Origin of the sequence: Chryseobacterium ginsenosidimutans, assembly GCF_024807225.1 — a bacterium.
In the GTDB taxonomy this organism is placed as follows: Bacteria; Bacteroidota; Bacteroidia; order Flavobacteriales; family Weeksellaceae; genus Chryseobacterium; species Chryseobacterium ginsenosidimutans.
In genome coordinates this window covers 3,523,848-3,544,620 of the sequence record NZ_JANUCO010000001.1, presented here as the reverse complement: position 1 = coordinate 3,544,620, position 20,773 = coordinate 3,523,848, and the positions used below count along the sequence as shown (strand labels likewise).

At 36.8% G+C, this 20,773-nt stretch carries 13 protein-coding genes; 3 read left to right on the top strand and 10 right to left on the bottom strand.

From position 1 onward, the window contains the following. The first annotated feature begins 729 nt into the window (after positions 1-729). Positions 730-1,476 carry a response regulator transcription factor gene (locus J3D55_RS16565; RefSeq protein ID WP_259132599.1) on the top strand — a complete coding sequence of 249 codons (747 nt, stop codon included), beginning with the start codon at positions 730-732 and terminating at the stop codon, positions 1,474-1,476. Positions 1,477-1,829: 353 nt separating this feature from the next. On the opposite strand, the gene J3D55_RS16560 is transcribed toward J3D55_RS16565, so the two are convergent. The 10 genes from J3D55_RS16560 to susR form a co-directional block, all read right to left on the bottom strand. Next, positions 1,830-2,837, bottom strand: coding sequence for a pectate lyase family protein (locus J3D55_RS16560; protein ID WP_259132598.1), 1,008 nt, complete (start codon positions 2,835-2,837; stop codon positions 1,830-1,832). 20 nt (positions 2,838-2,857) lie between these two features. Beyond that, positions 2,858-5,101 (bottom strand): glycoside hydrolase family 95 protein, encoded by a 2,244-nt coding sequence (locus J3D55_RS16555; RefSeq protein WP_259132597.1) that lies wholly within the window; start codon positions 5,099-5,101, stop codon positions 2,858-2,860. Positions 5,102-5,394: 293 nt separating this feature from the next. Further along, a complete protein-coding gene (locus J3D55_RS16550; protein WP_259132596.1) occupies positions 5,395-7,389 on the bottom strand; it encodes a glycoside hydrolase family 97 protein in 1,995 nt (664 codons plus the stop codon). A gap of 11 nt (positions 7,390-7,400) precedes the next feature. After that, complete coding sequence (locus J3D55_RS16545) at positions 7,401-7,805, bottom strand: alpha amylase C-terminal domain-containing protein (RefSeq protein WP_259132595.1); 405 nt, start codon at positions 7,803-7,805, stop codon at positions 7,401-7,403. Beyond that, positions 7,765-8,769, bottom strand: a complete 1,005-nt coding sequence (locus J3D55_RS16540) for an alpha-amylase family glycosyl hydrolase (protein WP_259132594.1) — start codon at positions 8,767-8,769, stop codon at positions 7,765-7,767. The genes J3D55_RS16545 and J3D55_RS16540 overlap by 41 nt, the downstream gene beginning before the upstream one ends. Before the next feature lie 12 nt (positions 8,770-8,781). Further along, entirely contained in the window at positions 8,782-9,885 is a 1,104-nt protein-coding gene (locus J3D55_RS16535) for a SusE domain-containing protein (RefSeq protein WP_259132593.1), read from the bottom strand. A gap of 8 nt (positions 9,886-9,893) precedes the next feature. Further along, positions 9,894-11,012, bottom strand: coding sequence for a SusE domain-containing protein (locus J3D55_RS16530; RefSeq protein WP_259132592.1), 1,119 nt, complete (start codon positions 11,010-11,012; stop codon positions 9,894-9,896). Positions 11,013-11,027: 15 nt separating this feature from the next. Further along, positions 11,028-12,596, bottom strand: coding sequence for a RagB/SusD family nutrient uptake outer membrane protein (locus J3D55_RS16525; protein ID WP_259132591.1), 1,569 nt, complete (start codon positions 12,594-12,596; stop codon positions 11,028-11,030). A gap of 12 nt (positions 12,597-12,608) precedes the next feature. After that, the gene (locus J3D55_RS16520) at positions 12,609-15,413 is read right to left on the bottom strand and encodes a SusC/RagA family TonB-linked outer membrane protein (protein ID WP_259132590.1); all 2,805 of its coding nucleotides are present in this window, start codon (positions 15,411-15,413) and stop codon (positions 12,609-12,611) included. Positions 15,414-15,661: 248 nt separating this feature from the next. Continuing rightward, positions 15,662-17,317 carry a SusR family glycan utilization regulator gene (susR, locus tag J3D55_RS16515; protein WP_259132589.1) on the bottom strand — a complete coding sequence of 552 codons (1,656 nt, stop codon included), beginning with the start codon at positions 17,315-17,317 and terminating at the stop codon, positions 15,662-15,664. 569 nt (positions 17,318-17,886) lie between these two features. Between susR and J3D55_RS16510 the strand changes: the two genes are divergently transcribed. After that, entirely contained in the window at positions 17,887-20,112 is a 2,226-nt protein-coding gene (locus J3D55_RS16510; protein ID WP_259132588.1) for an alpha-amylase family glycosyl hydrolase, read from the top strand. Then, positions 20,081-20,218 (top strand): T9SS type A sorting domain-containing protein, encoded by a 138-nt coding sequence (locus J3D55_RS22575; RefSeq protein WP_374759522.1) that lies wholly within the window; start codon positions 20,081-20,083, stop codon positions 20,216-20,218. Before J3D55_RS16510 ends, J3D55_RS22575 begins: the two co-directional genes overlap by 32 nt. Positions 20,219-20,773 lie beyond the last annotated feature (555 nt).

Here is a 20,773-nt window from a genome sequence, read left to right as displayed (position 1 = left end):
TTTGGAAATAATAAAATTTAATATGGGTGATCAAACGGAATAAATTTTTTAGCGATTTGTTTTTTAATATTTAATAAAGATTTTTAAGTTTTTAATTTAAAGCCTACAATGACTTGGATAATGGTAATCTATAGCTATACAGTAAGCAGGAAGAATACCCACAAGATCGAAAGTGACCTGCAGTATTGTTGGAATATCAGTTTTGATAAAACCTGAAGATTATGTAAGGGATTTTATAATCTGGCGTGGTGCGGCGGTTTGATTTGGAATTTTTTCATTTTGGAATAGGATTTTTAATTATGTTCGTAAAAATAATTTAACAGAAGTTGGATTTTGCTATACTTTGGTATAGTTGTTCGGTTAATATATCTTTTATTGTTATTAATTTTAAAATTATAATCTTTATATTTTACTTTTTCAAGTTATTTTTTATGTAATCTCCCTTTTAGAATTCTGATGGTTTAGTTTCACAAAAGATGTTCTGATAGCCATTAATTACTTAATGCTAACAATGTTTTTAGTAAGGGAATAGAATTGTTCATCTGTCTTATTCGAGTTTTAATTCAGTTTTTCAGATGAAGCTAAGCTAATTTTGCGTAAATAAATTTTATGTATATCGAGTGATAACGAAACGCAATTATTAATATGTTTGTAAATATAATTTAATATTATTTCAATATCACTATACTTTTGTATAGTTTTGAAAAACACAAATTATCAAATAAAAGTATGACTTATCTTTCAAATTCATCACGTAACCATGTAGATAGCCGATATAAAATCAAATCCTTTGAAAAGTATTACAATGCACTAAAGGGATTAGGCAGAACAAGTTTCGGATGTATTTACATTGCAGATCTTAAAAAAGAGAAAATAGAGTTTTTGTCTCAAAAGCCGTTTCTTTTTTCAGGGCTTAGCTCTGCAGAGGTCGAAAAGCTGGGCTATAAATTTTTTCAAAAATATGCAAGAACCGAAGATCTAAAGATTTTAAAAGAAGTGAACAGCTCGGGATTTAAGTTTTTTGAATGCTTTACTCCCGAAGAAAAAAAAGTGCATACGATCAGCTATGATTTTCATATTAAAAACGAGGATCAGGTAGATGTGCTGATTAATCATAAAATTACTCCCATTGAGCTGGATGAAAACGGAGATATTTCTAAAATTGTTTGTGTAGTCTCTTATTCTTTTAGTAAAACCGCTGGAAACATTCGTGTATCATCAGATACCTCAGATATTTATTGGCAATATAATCTTTCTACAGGCACATGGTCTGAGGAATATAAAATTGCATTAAAAGCCAGAGAAATAGAAATCATCAGACTCTATCTTCAGGGATTAACCATTGAAGAGATCGCCAAAAAGCTCTTTGTTTCAGCCAATACCATAAAATTTCACCGCAGTAAACTGTTCGAGAAAATAGGGGTAAATAATATAACGCAAGCTTTATCCTATGTGTTATCAAATAACCTGATTTAGAATTTTTAAGTTGAATTATAATTAAATTTTACAAGGCTCAATAAAATAACAAACCCTCTCTACAGAGTTAAAGAAGGTTTGATTTGTATGATACATATTTACCGACCTATTTTACAAGGCTGTTAATATAATTTTCCAGATTTGTATAACCAGTTTGAGTTATAGCTGCTGCATCTGTTGCGTCCTTAACGTTCAGATTGTTTTTAGTTTCCCAATTATCAGGGATGCCATCTGAATCTGTATCTTTTAATTTTGAAGTTTCCTGTTTTACTTCCGGTTGTCCACCCGCATCAGTTTCAGTTTTAAAAATCTGACCTTTCTTGCCTAAACTTTTAAAATAGCTAATAATCCGCTTATCTACTGCATCCCGTTTTAAGGAAGAAACCTGCTTCTGCCATCACGATTTTCAAAGCATCAGTTGCGGCATCGATTTTAACACTACTTCTCGACATTGCTGACGGTTCTTTTACCAAAGTGGCCGTCTGTTTGGTAAAATCTTCATCAGTCACCAATCTGCCGTTTACTTTTCCATCTTTGTTAAGATCTACATAATTATCTTTATGATACACATGATCTGTAGGAGTGAACATGCTTAAAAAATCATTGGTAGAGCTCGGTCCCGCAATAAAATAATTACCTACAACATCCTGAAAATGGTCTGTCGCAGAATGCCCTCCAATGAAGGCACTTTTCCCCCAATTGTAGACTACATTATTAAGGTATTCAATTTTCGCTTTTGCTTTGGGATTACGGCTTTGGTTTCCTGTCCATAGACTGTGATGAACGGTGATATCTACAGGATTTTCCAATAAAGCTCCAAAACGTTGAGGATCGATTCCTTCACCAATAAGGCAATATTGCAGGGTAACATTGGTACTGTTTTTTACATGCAGATTATCCCATCTTCCCCATTCGATAGAAACGTGGTCAAAGATAATATCCTTCAGATCATCTGCTACTACGGTGCATGCTCCTTTAGGCATAGTAATACTACCTCTGAATCTGATATATCTTATAATGGAATTACCACCAAAAGATACTCCGTTGCCATAAACGGTGATACCCGTTCCCGGCGAAGTCTGTCCCGCAATGGTAATTCCGGGAGCCGCCGCAATTTTTTCTTTGATTTTGATGACACCCGCAACATCAAAAACAATAGTTCTTCCGGTTTGGCTTACTGCATCCCTGAACGAACCTGCACCTGTGTCATTAAGATTGGTCACATGATAAACACTGCCACCACGACCTCCTGCTGCAAAACGACCAAAGCCTTCAGCTCCTGGAAAAGCGAGTTGCTGTGCGTAAGTTAACACCGAGCATGAACCTAATAAAAATAAGGATAAATATAGTTTTCGAAACATAATAGGATTGATTATAAGAGTTATGGTAATTTATTTAAGTTTTCTACTTTTATATGCCAGTTTCCATCTTGAGGAAATCCGGGTGCATTTACTTCCGATCCGTTGTCCCATCCTGCAGCCATTAATGCAACCGCTGCAAGAAAAGCACTGTTTGCAGGTAAATAGGCAGGACAAGCCAAAGTTTCTTTGGCGCGTTGTACATGTCCGTTCTTTAAAAATACAGCACCGGGAAGGGTATTACACAATATATCTATTGCTTTATCCTGTTCGCCTAAACGCGCCGCCGTCATCGCTCCTTTACCCAGACTCCAACTGACGAAACTCTTTAAACCATTACGTTCATAGATGGTATTAAAAGTAGCAGACATTATTTTTGGATCAATTAAAGGAGTTTGAGGTAAATATCCCAGACTCATGAGCATTGCAGACGAAAAACCTCCCTTTTTATCATACATATCCGGATCGGTTTCCATTTCAAGATATTTTCCATCTTTTATGGTTGGATATGCTAATTTTTTCAGAACCTCATCCCATTGTGCATTTCTTGTCATACCCATGCGTACGCGCCAGTCTTGGGCAACTTTTAAGCCGTAATACCATTGTACCAGTTCAAAAGTAGGGTTTTGGGTCGTGCTTTCAGCGGTACTTTCATTTACACTTTTAAGGGGTGGTCCTAAAATATAACGATCAGTTTTCACATCATAAAAAGCATACGAAGCCAGAAATTGAGCCGACTCAAAAACGACATCACTGTATTTTTTAAGAGTTTTAGCATTTGGATTTGCTCTGTATATTAACTCAGCAAGATAAATAGGGTTGGGTTGATTCCAGATGATAAAAGGATTAATTCCTCCCGGACTGGTTCTGCCATCTCGTCCTGCCATTTTTGGCCATCTCGCTCCTTCAAATCCTTCACGTTTAGCTTCTTTTAATGCAATCGGCAATATCTTTTTATACCAGCTAAAGCTTTTTTCAAGTAAATCGGTATGATTCCATTGGTAAAATTGCGCTGCATGCCACCAATACACCTCCGAATTATGCTTACCATACCAACTGAGATGCGTTAAACCTGTCTCTTGCGGAGGAAAAGAACCTGCATAATTGACTTTCATTAAATATTGGGAAAGAATGACTCTTCTTTCCAGTTCGTTTGCGCGTGGATCTTTGCTGCCTGAAAAATCTACAGCTCCGCCTTTCGTCCAGTAATCTTTCCACGAAAGGACACTTTCATTGCGGATTGCGTCAAAAAGTGGTGGTGATTGTTTAATATTGACAGGAGAAAATCGGCAAACGATCTGCAGACTATCTGAACCTGTTGCATTTAAATAAAAACGATGAGGCCCGTCCAGTTCAAATTTCGCTTTTCCCTTCCAGTGAATGTCAACATAATATTCAGTCGTATTAATTACTCTTTTTAATAACACATTATTTGCACTCTTGCTGATGATTGTGGTTTTATGGAGATCAGGTTTAGACCAGTCAAAAGGAGGTTTATTTTTAATGGATAAATCATAAGAATAAGGAAAACGGAATGCCGGTTTTAATTTTCCGTCTTTTAATAATGATGATGTAATGCTAAAAGCGACGGTGCTATTTTCAGGACTGCAAACGGTTTCTACTGAAACCTGAGTTCCGTTTAATTGATAAGAACTGGATAATAATCCCTTCCAAAGATCAAGTTTTTGATTAATCTGGCTTAAATCGGATACTTCAATGGACTTCCCGTTTTCTTTTACAAGACTAATCTGTCCAAGCGGAGCAGGATGAGGGTTTTTCCTGAAATAATCTCCTGCTTCACTTTTTTCCTGACTCGCATACATGATTTTGCGCCCATGAAAATCAATAGGTTTCATGGCATCTTCCATTTTAAAGTTCTTTGTATTCGGAAAAGAATGCCACGCCCAAGTAGAAAGTGTTTCAAGCGGAATCCCGTTTTTATAATAATACTGTTCCAAAGACTGCATCCCTGTAACATCGGCTGTATAAGCGAAATCTCCATTACCAACCGATAATGATGCCAATGGATCGATCTCTTTTAAAATCACATTATGTCGGTTTACCAGATCAAACCGATCAATAGCTTGTGCCTTAAATTTTACCGAAAAAATAATACACAATGCCGTAAAAAGGCAACAAATTCTGTTTACTAATAATGCTTTATGGATATTTATAATGAATGATGAGAAATCCAAAACCTCAGCTGAGGTTCCAAAAGCTGAAGTTTGTAAAAAATCTTTACGCATGATAAGTTTGGATTTGCCCATTGGTTTGATTTACAGCTAAATTAGTATGAACGGTTCAATAGAGTATCCTGCACTTTAGGCTATAAAAAAATCCTTCCGAAGTCTTGAAAGTCAGAAGGATCTTTACGTTTTTATTAGAAGCTTTTTCCCGCTATCCACTGTATCTTTTTTGTTACGATCTCCGCTTTGCTCCGGTCGCAACAAAAAAGGATGTCGTTTCTATCGGGGCTAGAAATTTTTGACTGTTACAAAAAATCAAACCTAACAGGTTTTTGAAACCTGTTAGGTTTAAGTTCGCAACATTTATGCTAATCTTAAGATTTTACAAAAATCACAGCCGTCCCACCGCTTCTTGCCAACGAAATTGGTAAAATGGTCTTGGAATCGACTTCCATTTCGAGAATTTCTACAGGATAAGGATTTTTTTCGAAATCGGCATTTTTGCCGTCTTTGAAAATTTTTGCTTTGTATTTTATATTCTTATCTAAAAAATGTAACGGAACATTTAGTTTTCGCGAATCAGCGTTGGTAATACTTCCCAAATACCAGTTTTCGGAATCTTTGTCTTTTCTGGCAATTGTTACATATTCGCCTATTTTTGCGTTCGGAACTACGGTTTTGCTCCAGTTTACAGGGCATGAAGTAATAAATTCAAAGGCAGGATTATTTTCATAATTCTCAATCATATCCGAAGCCATTTGCAGCGGACTGTACATGATCACCGATAAAGCCAGCTGTTTTGCCAACGTTGTATGAACTTTCGTATCTGGAAGCGCTGTATTGGTAAAATTAAAAGTTCCGGGTGTAAAATCAATCGGACCCGCCAAACCTCTCGTGAAAGGAATAATAGTCGTATGTTCGGCAGGATTTCCTCCATCTTTAGACCATGCATCCCATTCTTGACCGCGAACACCTTCCTGCGTCATCAGATTCGGAAGAGTACGCTGTAATCCGCTCGGCATCACAGGTTCATGATTGTCGATCATTATTTTATATTGGGCAGCCGTTTCAATGACTTTACGGTAATGTCTTACTCCATATTGACCGCTGTGTTGTTCTTTTCCATCTAAAAGACCACCGACATATCCTGTTTTAACCGTAGTCACACCATATTTACTATAAAGTTTAAAGGCATCCTCAAGCTGACTTTCGTATTTCAGGGTGTTTCCTCCCGTTTCATGATGACCGATGAGTTGTACATTTTTTTGTTTTGCATAATCTGTGATTTTTTTAATATCAAAATCAGGGTAAGGTTTGTCAAATTCAAAAGATTTCCAGTCTTCCCAACCCAAATTCCAGCCTTCTACAAGTACTCCGGCAAATTTATGTGAAGCTGCAAAATCGATATATCGAAGTACATTTTCTGTTTTTGCTCCATGATCCGGACCAATGTTCCAGGTGTATTTTTTCATGTGCATTCCCCACCAAATCCCGATATAACGTCCCGGTTTTATCCATGAAGTATCTTTTATCGCAGTCGGATCATTAAGGTTTAACATTACTCTTGAAAGTAATAAATCTCCTGCATTATCCGCAATAATCAGCGTTCTCCAAGGAGTTTGGAAAGGCGTTTTGGTAAATACTTTTTCTCCCGTAGACCACGGCGTAAGATATACTTTCAGATTGGACGTTTTTTTATCAGGATACACATTCATGGCAGCGTAATCGGTAAGATTGGCTTCGTGAAGTGCTATAAATTGTCCTGATTTAGTTTCCATTGTGACAGGAGTCGAGATCGTGTCTTTTTTTGAAAGTGGTTCTTTTTTGAAAAGCCCTTCATAAAATTCAGTCTGATAAGGAATAGACCATGCTTGATGATCTTCAGGGAAATTAAATTCCGTCAGTTCATCCATAATCACAACATCTTTCATGTTTTTCTGCTCCGGAAATTCATAGCGAAATCCGAATCCATCATTAAAAACCTTAATGTTTAACGTAAATTTTCTTTTAAGATTTTCTTTTTCCTGAACATACACTAACATTTGATGGTACTGATTTCTAATCTGTTTTTCTTCGCCCCAAATTGGCTGCCAAGTTTCGTCGGCTTCAGCAAATTTTACCTCCTTTATTTCAATATTTTTATGAATTTCGCTGTCTTTTAGCTTTAAACCAAGAAAAGACGGTGCGAGAATAGATTTCCCGTTTTTTGAGACTTTATAGAATAATCCGTTTTCTGAAATTCCGACTTCAACATTCAATTTTGCATCCGGAGATTTTACAGAATAGATTTTTGGGTTTTGTGAAAATACATTTGCTGTACCCAAAAGCAGCAAAAAGACGCTTAAAAATCCTACGATAAACTTCTTCATTTAATTCTTTTTTATTTTACAAATACGGCATAGCCTTTTTCCATTAAAATATTTCCTTCGCTGCTGCTGAAAGTCTTTTGTCCGTCATTAAGATAATCCTTAAAACTTCCGGAAGGAATTTCTCCGGTCCATTTGAAATTGACAGCGACATTATTGAAATTCAACATAATTAGAACTTCATTATCTCCCTTTTTTCTGGAATAAACAAAAAGATTGTCTTTATTGGTAGGATAGATTTTTAATGCACCACGACCGGCTCCGTCTTCCAATGCAGATTGGGTTCTTTTCAAGAGAGTCAGTTTTTTGAAAAGATTCAGGTAGATTTTATTGGCGGGATCCCATTGTACAGGATCAGGATTGAAGAGGCTCATCGATTTATTCATTCCGATTTCCTGTCCGTTGTACAAAAGAGGCATATCGTAAATCGTAAAAGATAAAACGGATAATGGCAAAACATTGGCGCCGTACCTTACGAATTCGGTTTCCGTCGTGAGAATTGAGATCATGATTGGTAAGATAAACCATTCTGCCTTTTCCCGAATAAGCCGGATTATTATAAAGATCCTTACAAGCCTGAATCAGTCCGGAAGCATTACTTCCTGTCCCGAAATCATTCAATTTATTATTAAAATCCCAAGCATAATCGTAATCAAAAACAGACATATAGGCAGGATTATCTCCTTCTGCAAGCCATTTTATTTTTCTAATGCTGTTAACCTGCGGAATCGCCTGTTGCCAAAAATCTAAAGGAACAAAAGTTACGGCATCACATCGATACCCGTCAATATTATAATTCTGAACCCAATATTTCATGGCACCAATCATCGCGGTACGAAGATTGGGATTGCTGTAATTGAGCTGTGCAACGTCGTTCCATCCGTTTGGAGAATAAGGTTGCTGTCCGTTTTGTGAAGCGTAATAATCCAAGTGAGACGTAACCCACGGATGATCCCATGCGGTGTGATTTGCCACCCAATCCATCCAGATTTCGATGTGAAGACTGTGTGCGGTTTCTATTAAGGATTTAAAATCATTTTCAGTTCCCAATTCAGGATTAATAGCTTTGTAATCACGTATTGAATAAGGGCTTCCGAGACTTCCTTCACGTTTCAGTGTGCCAATCGGGTGAATTGGCATCAACCAGATGATGTCTACGCCAAGATCTTTTAAACGTTGTAAATCTTTTTTAACCCCATTAAATCCTTCAGAAGAATAATTCCGGGCATTGATTTCATAAATAACCTTATTGTGAGCAGTAATGGGAGAAACTTCGCTGTTGGAAATTTCCTTAATCGTATCATTATCATCATTGCAGCTTCCTAAATTGGAAATCAGCAAAAATGAAATCAGAAAGAGTTTAATTATATGGAATGGTTTCATGAGATTTTTAATTTATTGTTTAACAATCGCGTAATGACCGGTAAGATCATTGTAATAAATGGTGTAATTTCCGGCATTCTGAACGGTAGCTCCCGGTCCGTCGAAAATTGCTTTTCCGTACGGAATATCGGCATCATTTCCGCCCCAATTGTTTGCCCAATCTTTATTACCACGGAATTTGCAGGCTGTAGATGAGGTAAAATCATAATTAATTTTCCATTGATGCGGGTCAAAAGTAGATTTGGTCATCATCGGCTCATTATCCCAACCGCAGAAACCGCCGATCGGTCCCATTTGATTATAAACAGTAGGATTTGTAATGTTCGGATCGGTGATTTCCCAAGTCATATCTTTCGTGTTAATTGTAATCGTATGATAACCCGCTGTTACGTAAAAAGATCCGAGATTACCTTGCTGAAGAACACCTCCGTTTCCTGCACAGTACATATGATCGTAGCTTCCGAGAAATTCTTCCGAACAAAACTTGAAATACGTTGCAGCAGGGAAGTAGCCGGTATAAGTGTAAGCTCCATCCTGATAATTGTTAGAATTTCGGAACATGATATAATTTTTGCTGGTGTTATCCCAACCATTCATATCACCAATGATGTAAATGTTTTTAGCAACAGGATCTATCGTAAAATAGGATGTAAGCGTAAGATTCATAGGTTCAGAGAAAGATTCTCCCTTTGAAGAAGTCGCTTTAATTCTGATGCTTATGTTTTGAAGCGTCGCCGTTTCTTCACCTTTAAGATCATCCAGAATGGTTTTAAATTTTACAGTAAAAAAATCAGTATAAACCTCTTTTGTAGTGACTAAGGTTTTGGTTTTTGAAAAATTGTTTTCCGTAAGATCTACCTGTACTTCGTAGCTTATGTCATCTGCGTAAATATAATTTCCGTTGTCGTAATTATATCTTGCTTTTGTCCAGCTGAGACGGAAAACGAGTGGGTCTTCACCTGTTGTTGGTTTGGTTAATTTCCAGTCTGTTTTAGAAAGAGCATTGATGGATGATGAAGTTATTTTCATGCCTGTATCGTCAGTATTATATTCTGTGGTACAGCCTGTAAAGCATACCATTACAAATATGAATAATAAGAATTTTAGATTTTTCATGGTGCAAATTATTGTTGAAGAAGGGTATAATGTCCCGTTAAATCATTAAAATAAATTTTGTACGTTCCGGTAACGGAAACATTCGCTCCGGGTCCGTCAAAAACACCTTTTCCATACGGATAATCTGCAGCTCCGCCTCCCCAGTTGGTTGCCCAGTCGTGGTTGGCTCTGAATTTACACGCCGTGGAAACTCCGAAAGTGACCGTGCTGCTCCATTGATGTCCGTCGTAAGGTGATTTTGCCATCAAAGGTTCATTATCCCAGTTACAGAATCCACCGATTGGTCCCATCGTATTATAAAAAACAGTGGTATTGTTTCCTGTATAATTTTCAATAGTGTAAGTCAGTGTTTCGATATTGATATTGATGGTGACGTATCTTTCGGTCGGATTATAAAACGATCCGTCTGATTTTTCTTCGTAAGTCATCGTGGTATCGTCTTTTCTGCAATACGCTTTAAACGTTCCTAAAGACTCTTGTGGAATGAATTTAAAATAGGTATTTCCTGCAATTCTTCCCGAATAAGTATAGGTTTTATCATCCGGATCATTGGAGTTTCTGTACATGATGTATTCTGTACTGGTATTGTTCCAGCCATTCATATCTCCCAAAAGATAAACTGCCTGTACTTCTTCCAAAGGTTTATAAGGAGTAATCGTCAGTTTCAGGATATTGGTAGAAGCTACAGACTTATTTTGCCCGTAATTGGTCATGATTCTTATTTCTACCACATTTTCCTGATCAGGAGTTGCATTTAATTTATTCAATAAAATGGTATTGATATCCTTCACAAAAAGATCTGCAGAAAGCCCGTTGGTAGAAGCTAAAACAGCAGGATTTGCGAAATTATTCCCTTCTTTATCCATTTGAATAACATAATTGACAGGACCGCCCGGTTCGGAATGTGAAGAACTGCTCAGCATAAACTGAGTCTGCGTCCACGTAACAGTCAGTAACAAAGGATTTGTATTGGTTGCAGGTTCTTGAAGGATAAATTTATTGACGGCAACCTCATCTATTTTACTGGGCAGGATTTCATCCAGAGTAAGCTGATCGTCGGTTCTGCACGAAAGAAACAATAATGCTCCAAAAAGCCCTGTGATTAATATTTTTAAATATGTTTTCATAGTTGTTGAGGTTTTTTAATAGCCGGGATTTTGAGTAAGTTTAGGATTAGCGGAAATTTCTGTCGCCGGAAGAGGGTAGATCTTGTATTTCTCGTCTATATTCGGTGTTCCGCTGTAGACTCCGTTTTTCCAAGGCCAGTTGTATTCTTTGGTGAATTTCCCGAAACGGATAAGATCTGTTCTTCGGTGTCCTTCCCAGTACAATTCGCGTGAACGTTCGTCAAGAATGAAATTTAAATTCATTGTAGATTCGCTGATGAGTGGTGCATTTGCTCTTGTTCTTAAAAGATTGACATACGTTACGGCTTGAGGTAATGTTCCGCCTTGTCCGCCTCTTAAAACTGCTTCTGCATACATCAGATAAGCATCTGCCAATCGATAAACAGGGAAATCGGTGTCGGCAAAAACGGCATTAGATCCGTTGGAACCGTCTCTGTTTTTATTGCTGAATTTGGTGACAGACCAACCTTGATTAAAATCGCTCCATTGAGTGGTTTCTTTCGTTCTGTCTGTTTTCCAGAACATCGCACGTTTGTCGGTACCGGTAAATTTATCAGACAACGTTTCTTTTGAACGAATGCCCGACCAAGCCTGTGAAAATCCGAAATTATCCAAAGGATTCATATCCGATTTATAAGATGCCGCAAGCAAAAAAGTAGTACCGCCATAGGTTGTAGCTTGGTGTCCGTCGAAAACGATTGAGTAAATAATTTCCTTCGACTGATTATTATCTGCGTTGAACAGATTTTTGTATTCAGGTTCCAGGATATAGCCCGCTGACAGTACTTTATTAAGATATATTAAAGATTCGGAATATTTATTTTGTTGAATGTAAACTTCTGCATTCAGATATATTTTAGCAAGAAGCATCCATGCAGCCGGAGCCGTGAATTTTCCGTAATTATTAGCTGAATTATTAGGAAGAGCAGTTTCTACAGCTTTTAATTCAGATTCGATAAAACTGAAAATAAACGCTCTGTCTTTCTGATCCGGAAGATAAGCTCCAACGCCTGCTTCTTCAGGAATATAAGGGATTTTACCATAAAGATCCATTAAAAAATAATAGCTCAACGCTCTTAATGCTCTTGTTTCAGCGCGCATCGTCTGGATTTGCGCTTTTAATTCCGGGGAAACATTTCTGAAGCTCAATTTTTCATCTGTTGTCTGACGCATAAATTCATTGGCATAAGCGATATTCAGATAGATTCTGGTATAATTAAGCAAGAGAAAATTATTCGCAGAATTCCACTGACAAAACTGCAAACCTCGCAACGTCTCATTATCCCAAGCTCCAATTACCTCATCGGTACAAAGCTGCTGAAGATTCCAGTACGAGCGCAAAAAAGTAGCTTCACCCTGATCGGAAGCGTTCATATCGGGAGAACCGGCAGGACCTTCGTTTCCGGAAAGTGCAAATCCGGCATAGATTTTTGCTAAAAACTGACCGTAAGACTGCGGATCCTGCCACGCTTTTTCGGGAGTCAGAATATTATCGGTAAGCGGTTCTGTATCAAGATCTTTTACGCAAGAAGTCAGCGTGAAAAAAATCATTAAAGCCAGAATATAGATATTATTAATTTTCATTTTAAATATTTTTTAGAAATTAAAATTGGTTCCAAGCATTACAGTAAGCGGTCTTGGATAAACATTTCCGTCAATTCCTCCGAAAACTTCAGGATCGAGTCCTTTATATTTTGTAAAGACAAAAGGATTCTGAACGGTTCCGTACACACGCAGGCTTTTCAGCATTTTGCTCAACTCTTTAAAAGTGTAGCCCAAAACGACATTATCGATTCTGTAAAATGACGCATTCTGAACATAATAATCTGAAAGCGTCTGTGAATTCTGGAAGTTCGTATCAAAAGCACTTGTAGGACGGTTCACAAGAAATTCATTCGCATAAATCGAGCTCGGACTTAAAGCTGCATTGTTCGCCGCAACTGCATTGTAATTGTAATTTCCGATGCTTCCGTGACTTGCTACTGACAGATCCCATTTTTTGTAAGTGAACCGGGTATTGATTCCAAACGTGTAATCGGGAGTCGGTTTATGGTAAACTCTTAAATCCAGTTCATTGATTACACCGTCATTATTTTGGTCTTTATAAAATCCTTCCACAGGTTTTCCGTTGTTGTCGTAGATTTGCTCGTATACATAAAACATTCCGGCTGCATAGCCTACTTTATGCACATTCATGCTGTATCTTCTCATGGCACTGTCGTTTTCTCCATAGCTCAGAGAGGTGATTTTATTGTAATTGTAGGCGATATTTCCACCAATTTCCCAAGTGAAGGTTTTGCTGACAATTGGTTTGGTATTTAAAGAAAATTCTACTCCTTTATTTTCCAGAGATCCTATGTTTGCAGCAACATATTCGGCGAAATTTGTTCCTGCTGCTACTTTGGTTTCGGCATTGATAAGATTGGTTGTTTTTCTTTGATAAAGGTCTATACTTCCCTCAATACGATTATTCCATAAACCATAATCGAACCCGATGTTATAGGTTTCCGTGGTTTCCCATTTCAAATCAGGATTATACGCTTGAGGACGCAGTAAAGAAACCCAAACCGGAACGCCATTATTATAACCTTGAAGGTAAGTCGCCTGAGAACCGATACTGTGCTGATAAGTTCCCAAATAAGGATAATCTCCCTGATTAATATCCTGTTGACCGGTTTTTCCCCATCCCAAACGGAGCTTTAAATCACTTACGGTTTTAGAATTTTTAAAGAAATCTTCATTAATTTTCCATGCAAAAGCAGCAGACGGAAACACAGACCAGCGGTTTTCTGAACTGAATCTTGAAGAACCGTCATTTCTCAAGGTAAAAGTAAAGAGATAGCGGTCTTTTATGCTGTAATTAAGCCTTCCAAAGAAAGAAACGATATAGTTTTCTGTGGCATAGTTGTTTTCACTTACCAAAAGCGGATCGCCATAAGCATCGTATCTTGAAACCCGGTGTGCAATATTGCTTCCGTTTCTGTAATAATGCTGCCACGAATATCCACCCATTATATCAAATTTACTATCAAGGAAGCCGAAATTTTTGGTGTATTGCGTATAAAAATCTAATGTTGAATTTCTTCGCAACTGATCCCATGTCATATCATAACCTCCATAGATATAATCGGACGGAGCAAGCGCAGGAATGTAAGTTTTCCCTTCACTTTCGGAATAATCCAGACCGACATTCAGGTTAAAATGCAGATCGGGTAAAAAATGTAATTTATAATCCAATTGCGCATTCCCCACAAAGTTGTACACATTAGATTGATCTTCTCTCATGGTAAGCAATGAAAGCGGATTTTTGGTAGAAACCTGTATGATATTGTTATCACTTCCCGTCCATGTAAAATACCCTCCAAACGGGCTGTTGTCGTCGTAAACACTTTGCGTCGGATCCATCACAATGGCAGATCCTACCGCATCTTGGGTAGCGAAACGGTTTTTAATATACATTCCGCGACCATTAAGATTTACCGTTAAATGCTTATCAAAAAAGGTAGGATTAAAAGTGATGCTGGAAGTATAACGTTCCATATTCGAGGTATTAAGAATCCCCGAAAGATTAGTATATCCAAACGATATCCGATAAGGCGTTTTATTGTTTATCGAACCTAAAAAGCTTAGATTATTTTCTGTATTAAAGGTGGTTCTGTAAATTTCTTTTTGCCAGTCGGTATTGGAATTTCCTAGTTTTCCAACAACTTCATTATAATTCCCAAGACCTTCAAAGGTTTTCATCACGAAAGACCTGTATTGATCTGCATTTAATACATCAATCGTTTTTTTAGGAGAACTTACAGACATATTGGCATCGTAAGTTACTCTCATTTTGCCACCGCCTTTTTTAGTTGTGATAAGAATAACTCCATTCGAAGCTCTGGAACCGTAAATTGCAGTGGCAGAAGCATCTTTCAAGACAGTGAAAGTATCAATATCTGTAGGATTCAGGATATTAAGAATGTTTCCTGCGCCTCCCAATCCGCCATTATCAATCATCACTCCGTCAATAATAATTAAAGGATCATTGCTTGCAGAAAGAGAAGAACCTCCACGTATTCTGATGGTTGCACCTCCACTTGGAGATCCGCCTTCCGTTGTGACAGTAACACCCGCTATTTTTCCTACCAAAACGTCTTGTGCATTGGGTGCAAAACCTCGCGTATCGCTATTCATTTTCAAGGTGGCAACAGAACCTGTCTGGTCTTTTTTCTTCACTTTTCCATATCCGATCAGGACGACCTCATCGATGGATTTTTCTTTAGTGAGTGTATCTCCTTTCTTTTGCTGAGCATGAAAATTCGGAGCCAAGGCTACAGAAAATAAAAACACTGCAGCTACAGGAAATCGTAGTGAAGAGGTATTATTTTTCCGGAATTCAAAAAAATTGATGTTCATATTATAGTTTTAATCAAGGGAAGAAATAAGCTCTTTTATGAAAAAGCATTCCTTTTCTCACAAATATAATATTCGTGCATTGCCGCAACTTCCGTAAGAAGAGGTAAGTAAATCGTAAATAACTATATTAATTTTTAATGAACTGAATATTAATTAATTATCAATAGTATTTACCTATCGTAAAGTAACTTTTTGAACGTAAAATGATGTGAAATTGACTCGTTTTAGTAAAAAAACTTCACTGAAACTTACACCTGATCTGAAAAATTTCCCAGATTCTGAACCTTTATTTCAAAGCTCTCATCAGAATGGATTGCCTTAGATTTTACTTTGCTTCTGTAATTATAGATCGTACGCAAAGTGTAATGAAGAAACGTCGCGATCTGATTATTGTTGGTAACACCCAATTTAATCAGCGCAAAAACACGAAGCTCCTGATTCAATGTTTGGCTGTCATTAATGAGGTAGCGTTCTTCAGGACGAAGAAGTTCGTTGATCTGTTCCACAAAATTTGGATATATTTTAAGAAAAGCTCTGTCAAAATTGCTGTACAATTCTTTCAATTCTTTTGTATTATCCTGTGATGAGGTGGTCATTTTCAGGATCTCGGCGGTTTGTCCGGTTTTTATTTTTCGGTTTACAATGCCTTTAAAATGAGCAAGACGATCGATATATTCGGTGCAGATTTCAAGAAAGCTTTTGATGTACTGCTCTTTCAGGTGATTGGCTTCAGCAAGGGAATGATTGGTTTCTATCTGTCGAAGACTGGCTTCTTTAAGCTCATCATTCAGAATATTAAGTTTTTCATTGGTTTCCGTGAGCTTTTTTTGAGCTTTTAAAACTTTTTTGTTTTGCTTAATAATAAGAATGACTGCAATAAATAACACAAGCGATAAAATACTGGCAGTAATAAAAAGTATCCGTAGTTTTTTCTGCTGATTTTCACGGTCTATCTGATACGCTTTGTCGATAATAGGCAATACTCTTGCAATCTGTATATTACGTAATCTTGCGTTGTAAAAATTGGCATCTTCAAGACTTCTTTTAATGTAAAAATTAGCTCTTGAAATATCATTATCATCAAAAAGTAAAATGGAAAGCGAACGCAGAGAAATATTCTCTTTTACGGCAGCATGAATATCCGAAAGTGCAGATTTTGCAAGATATTCTTTTTGTTTTTCGACATTATTTTTCTTTTCGTAAAGATAGGCAAGAATAGAATTAAGGATTGAAAACTCCCGCGTATCAGGCTTTACATATTGGAAACCCTTCAACAATTCTTTTTCGGCAAGGTTATAATTATTAAGCTCAATATTTTTTGTACCGTAATTAATGACATATTCGTAACCGTTTTTGGGAAGAATCGCCAAAAGCGTGTCCTGAACGGCATTTTTCTTCTTAATAATTTCTTCCATATCGTGACCGTCCTGATATTCTATCCAATAAATATAGACCTCGATATAAGCTTTATAATAATCTACGAGCTGATTTTGAGTCAGTATTTTCTTATCAATGGTTTTCAGAATGTCGAGTGAAACTGGGAACATTCCTGCTTTTGCTTTTATTCGGGCAAGCTGAATTTTGCTTTCTGCAGAATAGCTTTGATTGTTCAGCAACTGTGCTGTTTCCAAAGATTTTTTGGTATAATATTCCGCTGAATCTGCAATAAAAACCTCATAACTTCTGGAAAGCGTATGATAAATTTTATAGTTTTTCTCGTTATCGTTCGTAGAATTCAACTGTTGTAAGACGGCGTGAATTTCGTGCTGCTTTTTTTTAGTATAAAAATCTTCCTTGGCAACATCCTGATCCAGAGTCTTTAAAAGAACATCCAGTGTTTTTTGGGAAAACACCGTAGTTGTTCCTACAAGCAGGAATATTCCGAAAAGAAATTTTTTAAACATTGAAAAGGATTTTGATCTTTATGAAAGAGTCTACTAATATAGAAATATTTTCAGATAATGACAGATTATTAAAAAAAATACACGTTATATTGTTGATTGTTTGTAGAATATGTTTTTTAACCGCAAAAGTGACAAAAGATTAACACATTAGTTATTTTAAGTTTATGATTAGACGGCAAATTAAGAACACATAAGTTTTTAAAAATCTTTGATTTTCTTCTTATGTGATCTTAATTATTTTCAAAATTTTAAACTTTCTTAAGTGTTCTAATGTGTTAATCTTGTGTTACTTTTGTGATTATATTTTTAATTATTTAAAAAGGTTTATTTTTCCAAATTATTGTTCTGACAACTTTTTCTGAGGCTGCTTACATTCTTTTTTGTTAAAAAATCATGAACAATTTTAACCTATAATTTACCTTAAACTTAATAATTAATTAATATAAATATTTGATTTTTAATTAATTGTATTGAATTTATTTTAACATCAATTTACCTTCGCCTCACCTCATCTGTTTTCTTGATCGAAAGAATATAATTTTAAACTGCTAACCACAAAATTCAATTTTATGAATACATCAACATTTTTTGGTAACAGAAAAGCAGTACAATTTATTTGCTCTTTTTTTCTGTTATTATTATGCTTACAAGCTAAAGCGCAGGATCCTGCCCAATACGGAACTCCATTTAATGGCGTCCCCGACAGAAGTGATGTTAATATGTATCAGGTTCATATTCGTCCGTATAGTGCTTCAGGGAATCTGCAGGGCGTGATTTCAAGGCTTAACGATATAAAAAATCTGGGCGTGAATGTCATTTATTTAATGCCAATTTATCCACACGGAACAAGCGTTAAAGATTCTCCTTCTCCTTATTGTATCAAAGATTTTAAATCTGTCGCCACCGAATACGGATCATTGGCAGATCTGCGTTCACTGGTAGATCAGGCGCATGCTCTTGGAATGTCGGTCATGCTGGATTTTGCTGTGAACGGAACTTCATGGGATCATCCGTGGATTACGCAACATCCTGATTGGTATGATTATAACGGATCGACAATCAGACAATTGGCGAGTTTTCCCGATGTTGCAGATCTTAATTTAAATAATGCTTCCGTAAAATCTGCGATTATCGATGCCATGAGATATTGGGTGTTTGCCGCAAATATCGACGGATACAGATGTGATTTTGCGAATGATCCTTCGCTGAGTTTCTGGTCTGACGTGATTACAAACCTCAGAGGAATTACTTCCCACAAACTGCTTATGTTTGCCGAAGGAGACCGACTGGAAAATTTTCAGGCAGGATTTGACCTTAATTTTGGCGATAAATGGTATTATGATGCTATTTCGCCCATCGCAAGCGGAACTTCTGTAGCTCAAATTCAGACGACGACAGATACAGAATATGCTTTTGCCACCAACGGACAACAGGTTGTAAGATACACAAGCAATCATGATGTTTTGGGCAATACAACAGCGTTGCAGCGATTTGGAAGTCATGCAGGTGTCGTTGCAAATTATCTTGTATCCGGTTATATGCGCGGCGTTCCGTTTTTGACGAGCGGACAGGAAGTTGATTTTAACCAAACCATTCCGTGGCCTTATCAAAGTGTGAAGATCAATTGGAGTACGAATCCTTCGGCAGCGCTTGATTTTGCTAAAGTTAATAATTTCAGAACATCAAGTACAGCGATTAGAAGAGGTTCAATGACCAATTATTCGAATACCAATGTTTGTGCATTCACCAAAATAAACGGGAGTGAGAAAGTTATTGTGATGGTAAATCTAAGAAACAGTACTTCTACATTTACGATACCTTCAGGTTTTGCGGGGGCTTATAAAGATGCATATTCAGGAAGTTCTGTGACGTTGACTTCGGGAAATACCCAGACTTTATCGCCGTTCCAGTATATTGTTCTTACTAACGTTAATGTTGCGACAGTTGCTGTGACGGGAGTAAGTGTAAGTCCGGCTTCAGTTTCTTTAAACACGGGATCGTCAACACAATTAACGGAAACAGTAGCTCCAGCGAATGCTTCCAACAAAAATGTAACGTGGAGCAGCAGCAATTCTTCTGTAGCAACAGTAAGCAGCAGTGGAGTAGTGACGGGCGTTTCTGCGGGTACAGCTACGATTACAGTTAAAACCCAGGATGGAAATAAGACAGCTATCAGTACGATCACAGTTGTGACTCCGTCTGTTACGTATTACAATATTCAAAATAGATGGCATCCGGAATTTTATTTATTTGATGACAATAGCGGAATCCTTAAATACGGAGCAAATCCGGGAACAAATACTTCTTATCAATGGGAAAGAATATCTACAGGAAGTTTTGTATTATTAAAAAACAGATCGACAGGAAAATATATGCATGTTGAAAACCAAACCGGTTCTGTGCAAACCGGTGCTACAGATGCGACTTGGTACAGCGCACAATGGAGTATTTCGGCTACCGACAACGGCTGGAATTATATCATCAACAGATGGCAAACCAGCGAATGGGTACACCTCGAAAATCTTACAGGAAATGCTCAATATGCAGGTGCTCAGAATGGATGGTACAGCGCCCAATGGAAATTTGTAGCGGCATCTTCTTCCTCAAAAATGACGGGAAGTTCAGAGAAAAATGATTTAATCACGGATGTAAAAGATAAGGATGTAGAGATTTATCCAAATCCTGTTACGAATGGAGAATTTTATGTGAAAGTTCCTCAAGATTTTAGTTCTTCAAATGAAAAAGCTTTAATAACAATTACGGATTTTTCAGGCAGAAACCTTACTACAAACTGATTTATCATCTTCCAGAAAAATCAACCACTCATTACCAAGCGGAATATATTTTATCACGATTTCTTCAAAAACAAAATCTACAACGCAAAAGATTGTTTTTAAGTAAATAATTGAAAAATTAAAGGATACAAAAAAGCTAAACTTCGTAATGAGGTTTAGCTTTTCTGTTTTCAACCTTTTTAATGATTTTAAAAAGCTTTTCTACACAGATGCAAACGAGTAGTGTCTCGGTCAGAAAAAAACATTCACCTTACGGAGCGTTAGTCAACTCCCACACGAGAACCCTCAAAAACAGATTTCTTCAATTACAGTCTGTATTTGAGTCGGATTATTAGGGTAATTTTATTTTATATAAGGAGTTTGACCCTGTGCTAGTTTGTATCTCGTCCACAATGACATATTAATTACGATAGCGGAAATTTCTGCAATTTCTTCTGCAGAATAATATTTTGCAAGCTGATCGTGTACTTGTTGAATCGTATGTGTTCAATGGTTTCATCAGAAAGCATAAATGTTTATTATAAAAAATGATTGGCGAATGCGGTAATTACAAATCTAATCAATTTTCATAACTCGACATTGTTAGAGAATTATTGTACTCACGAGTATATTTAACCAGAGTTCTCTTAAACCGAACTCTGGTTATTTAGCAACGAATTGC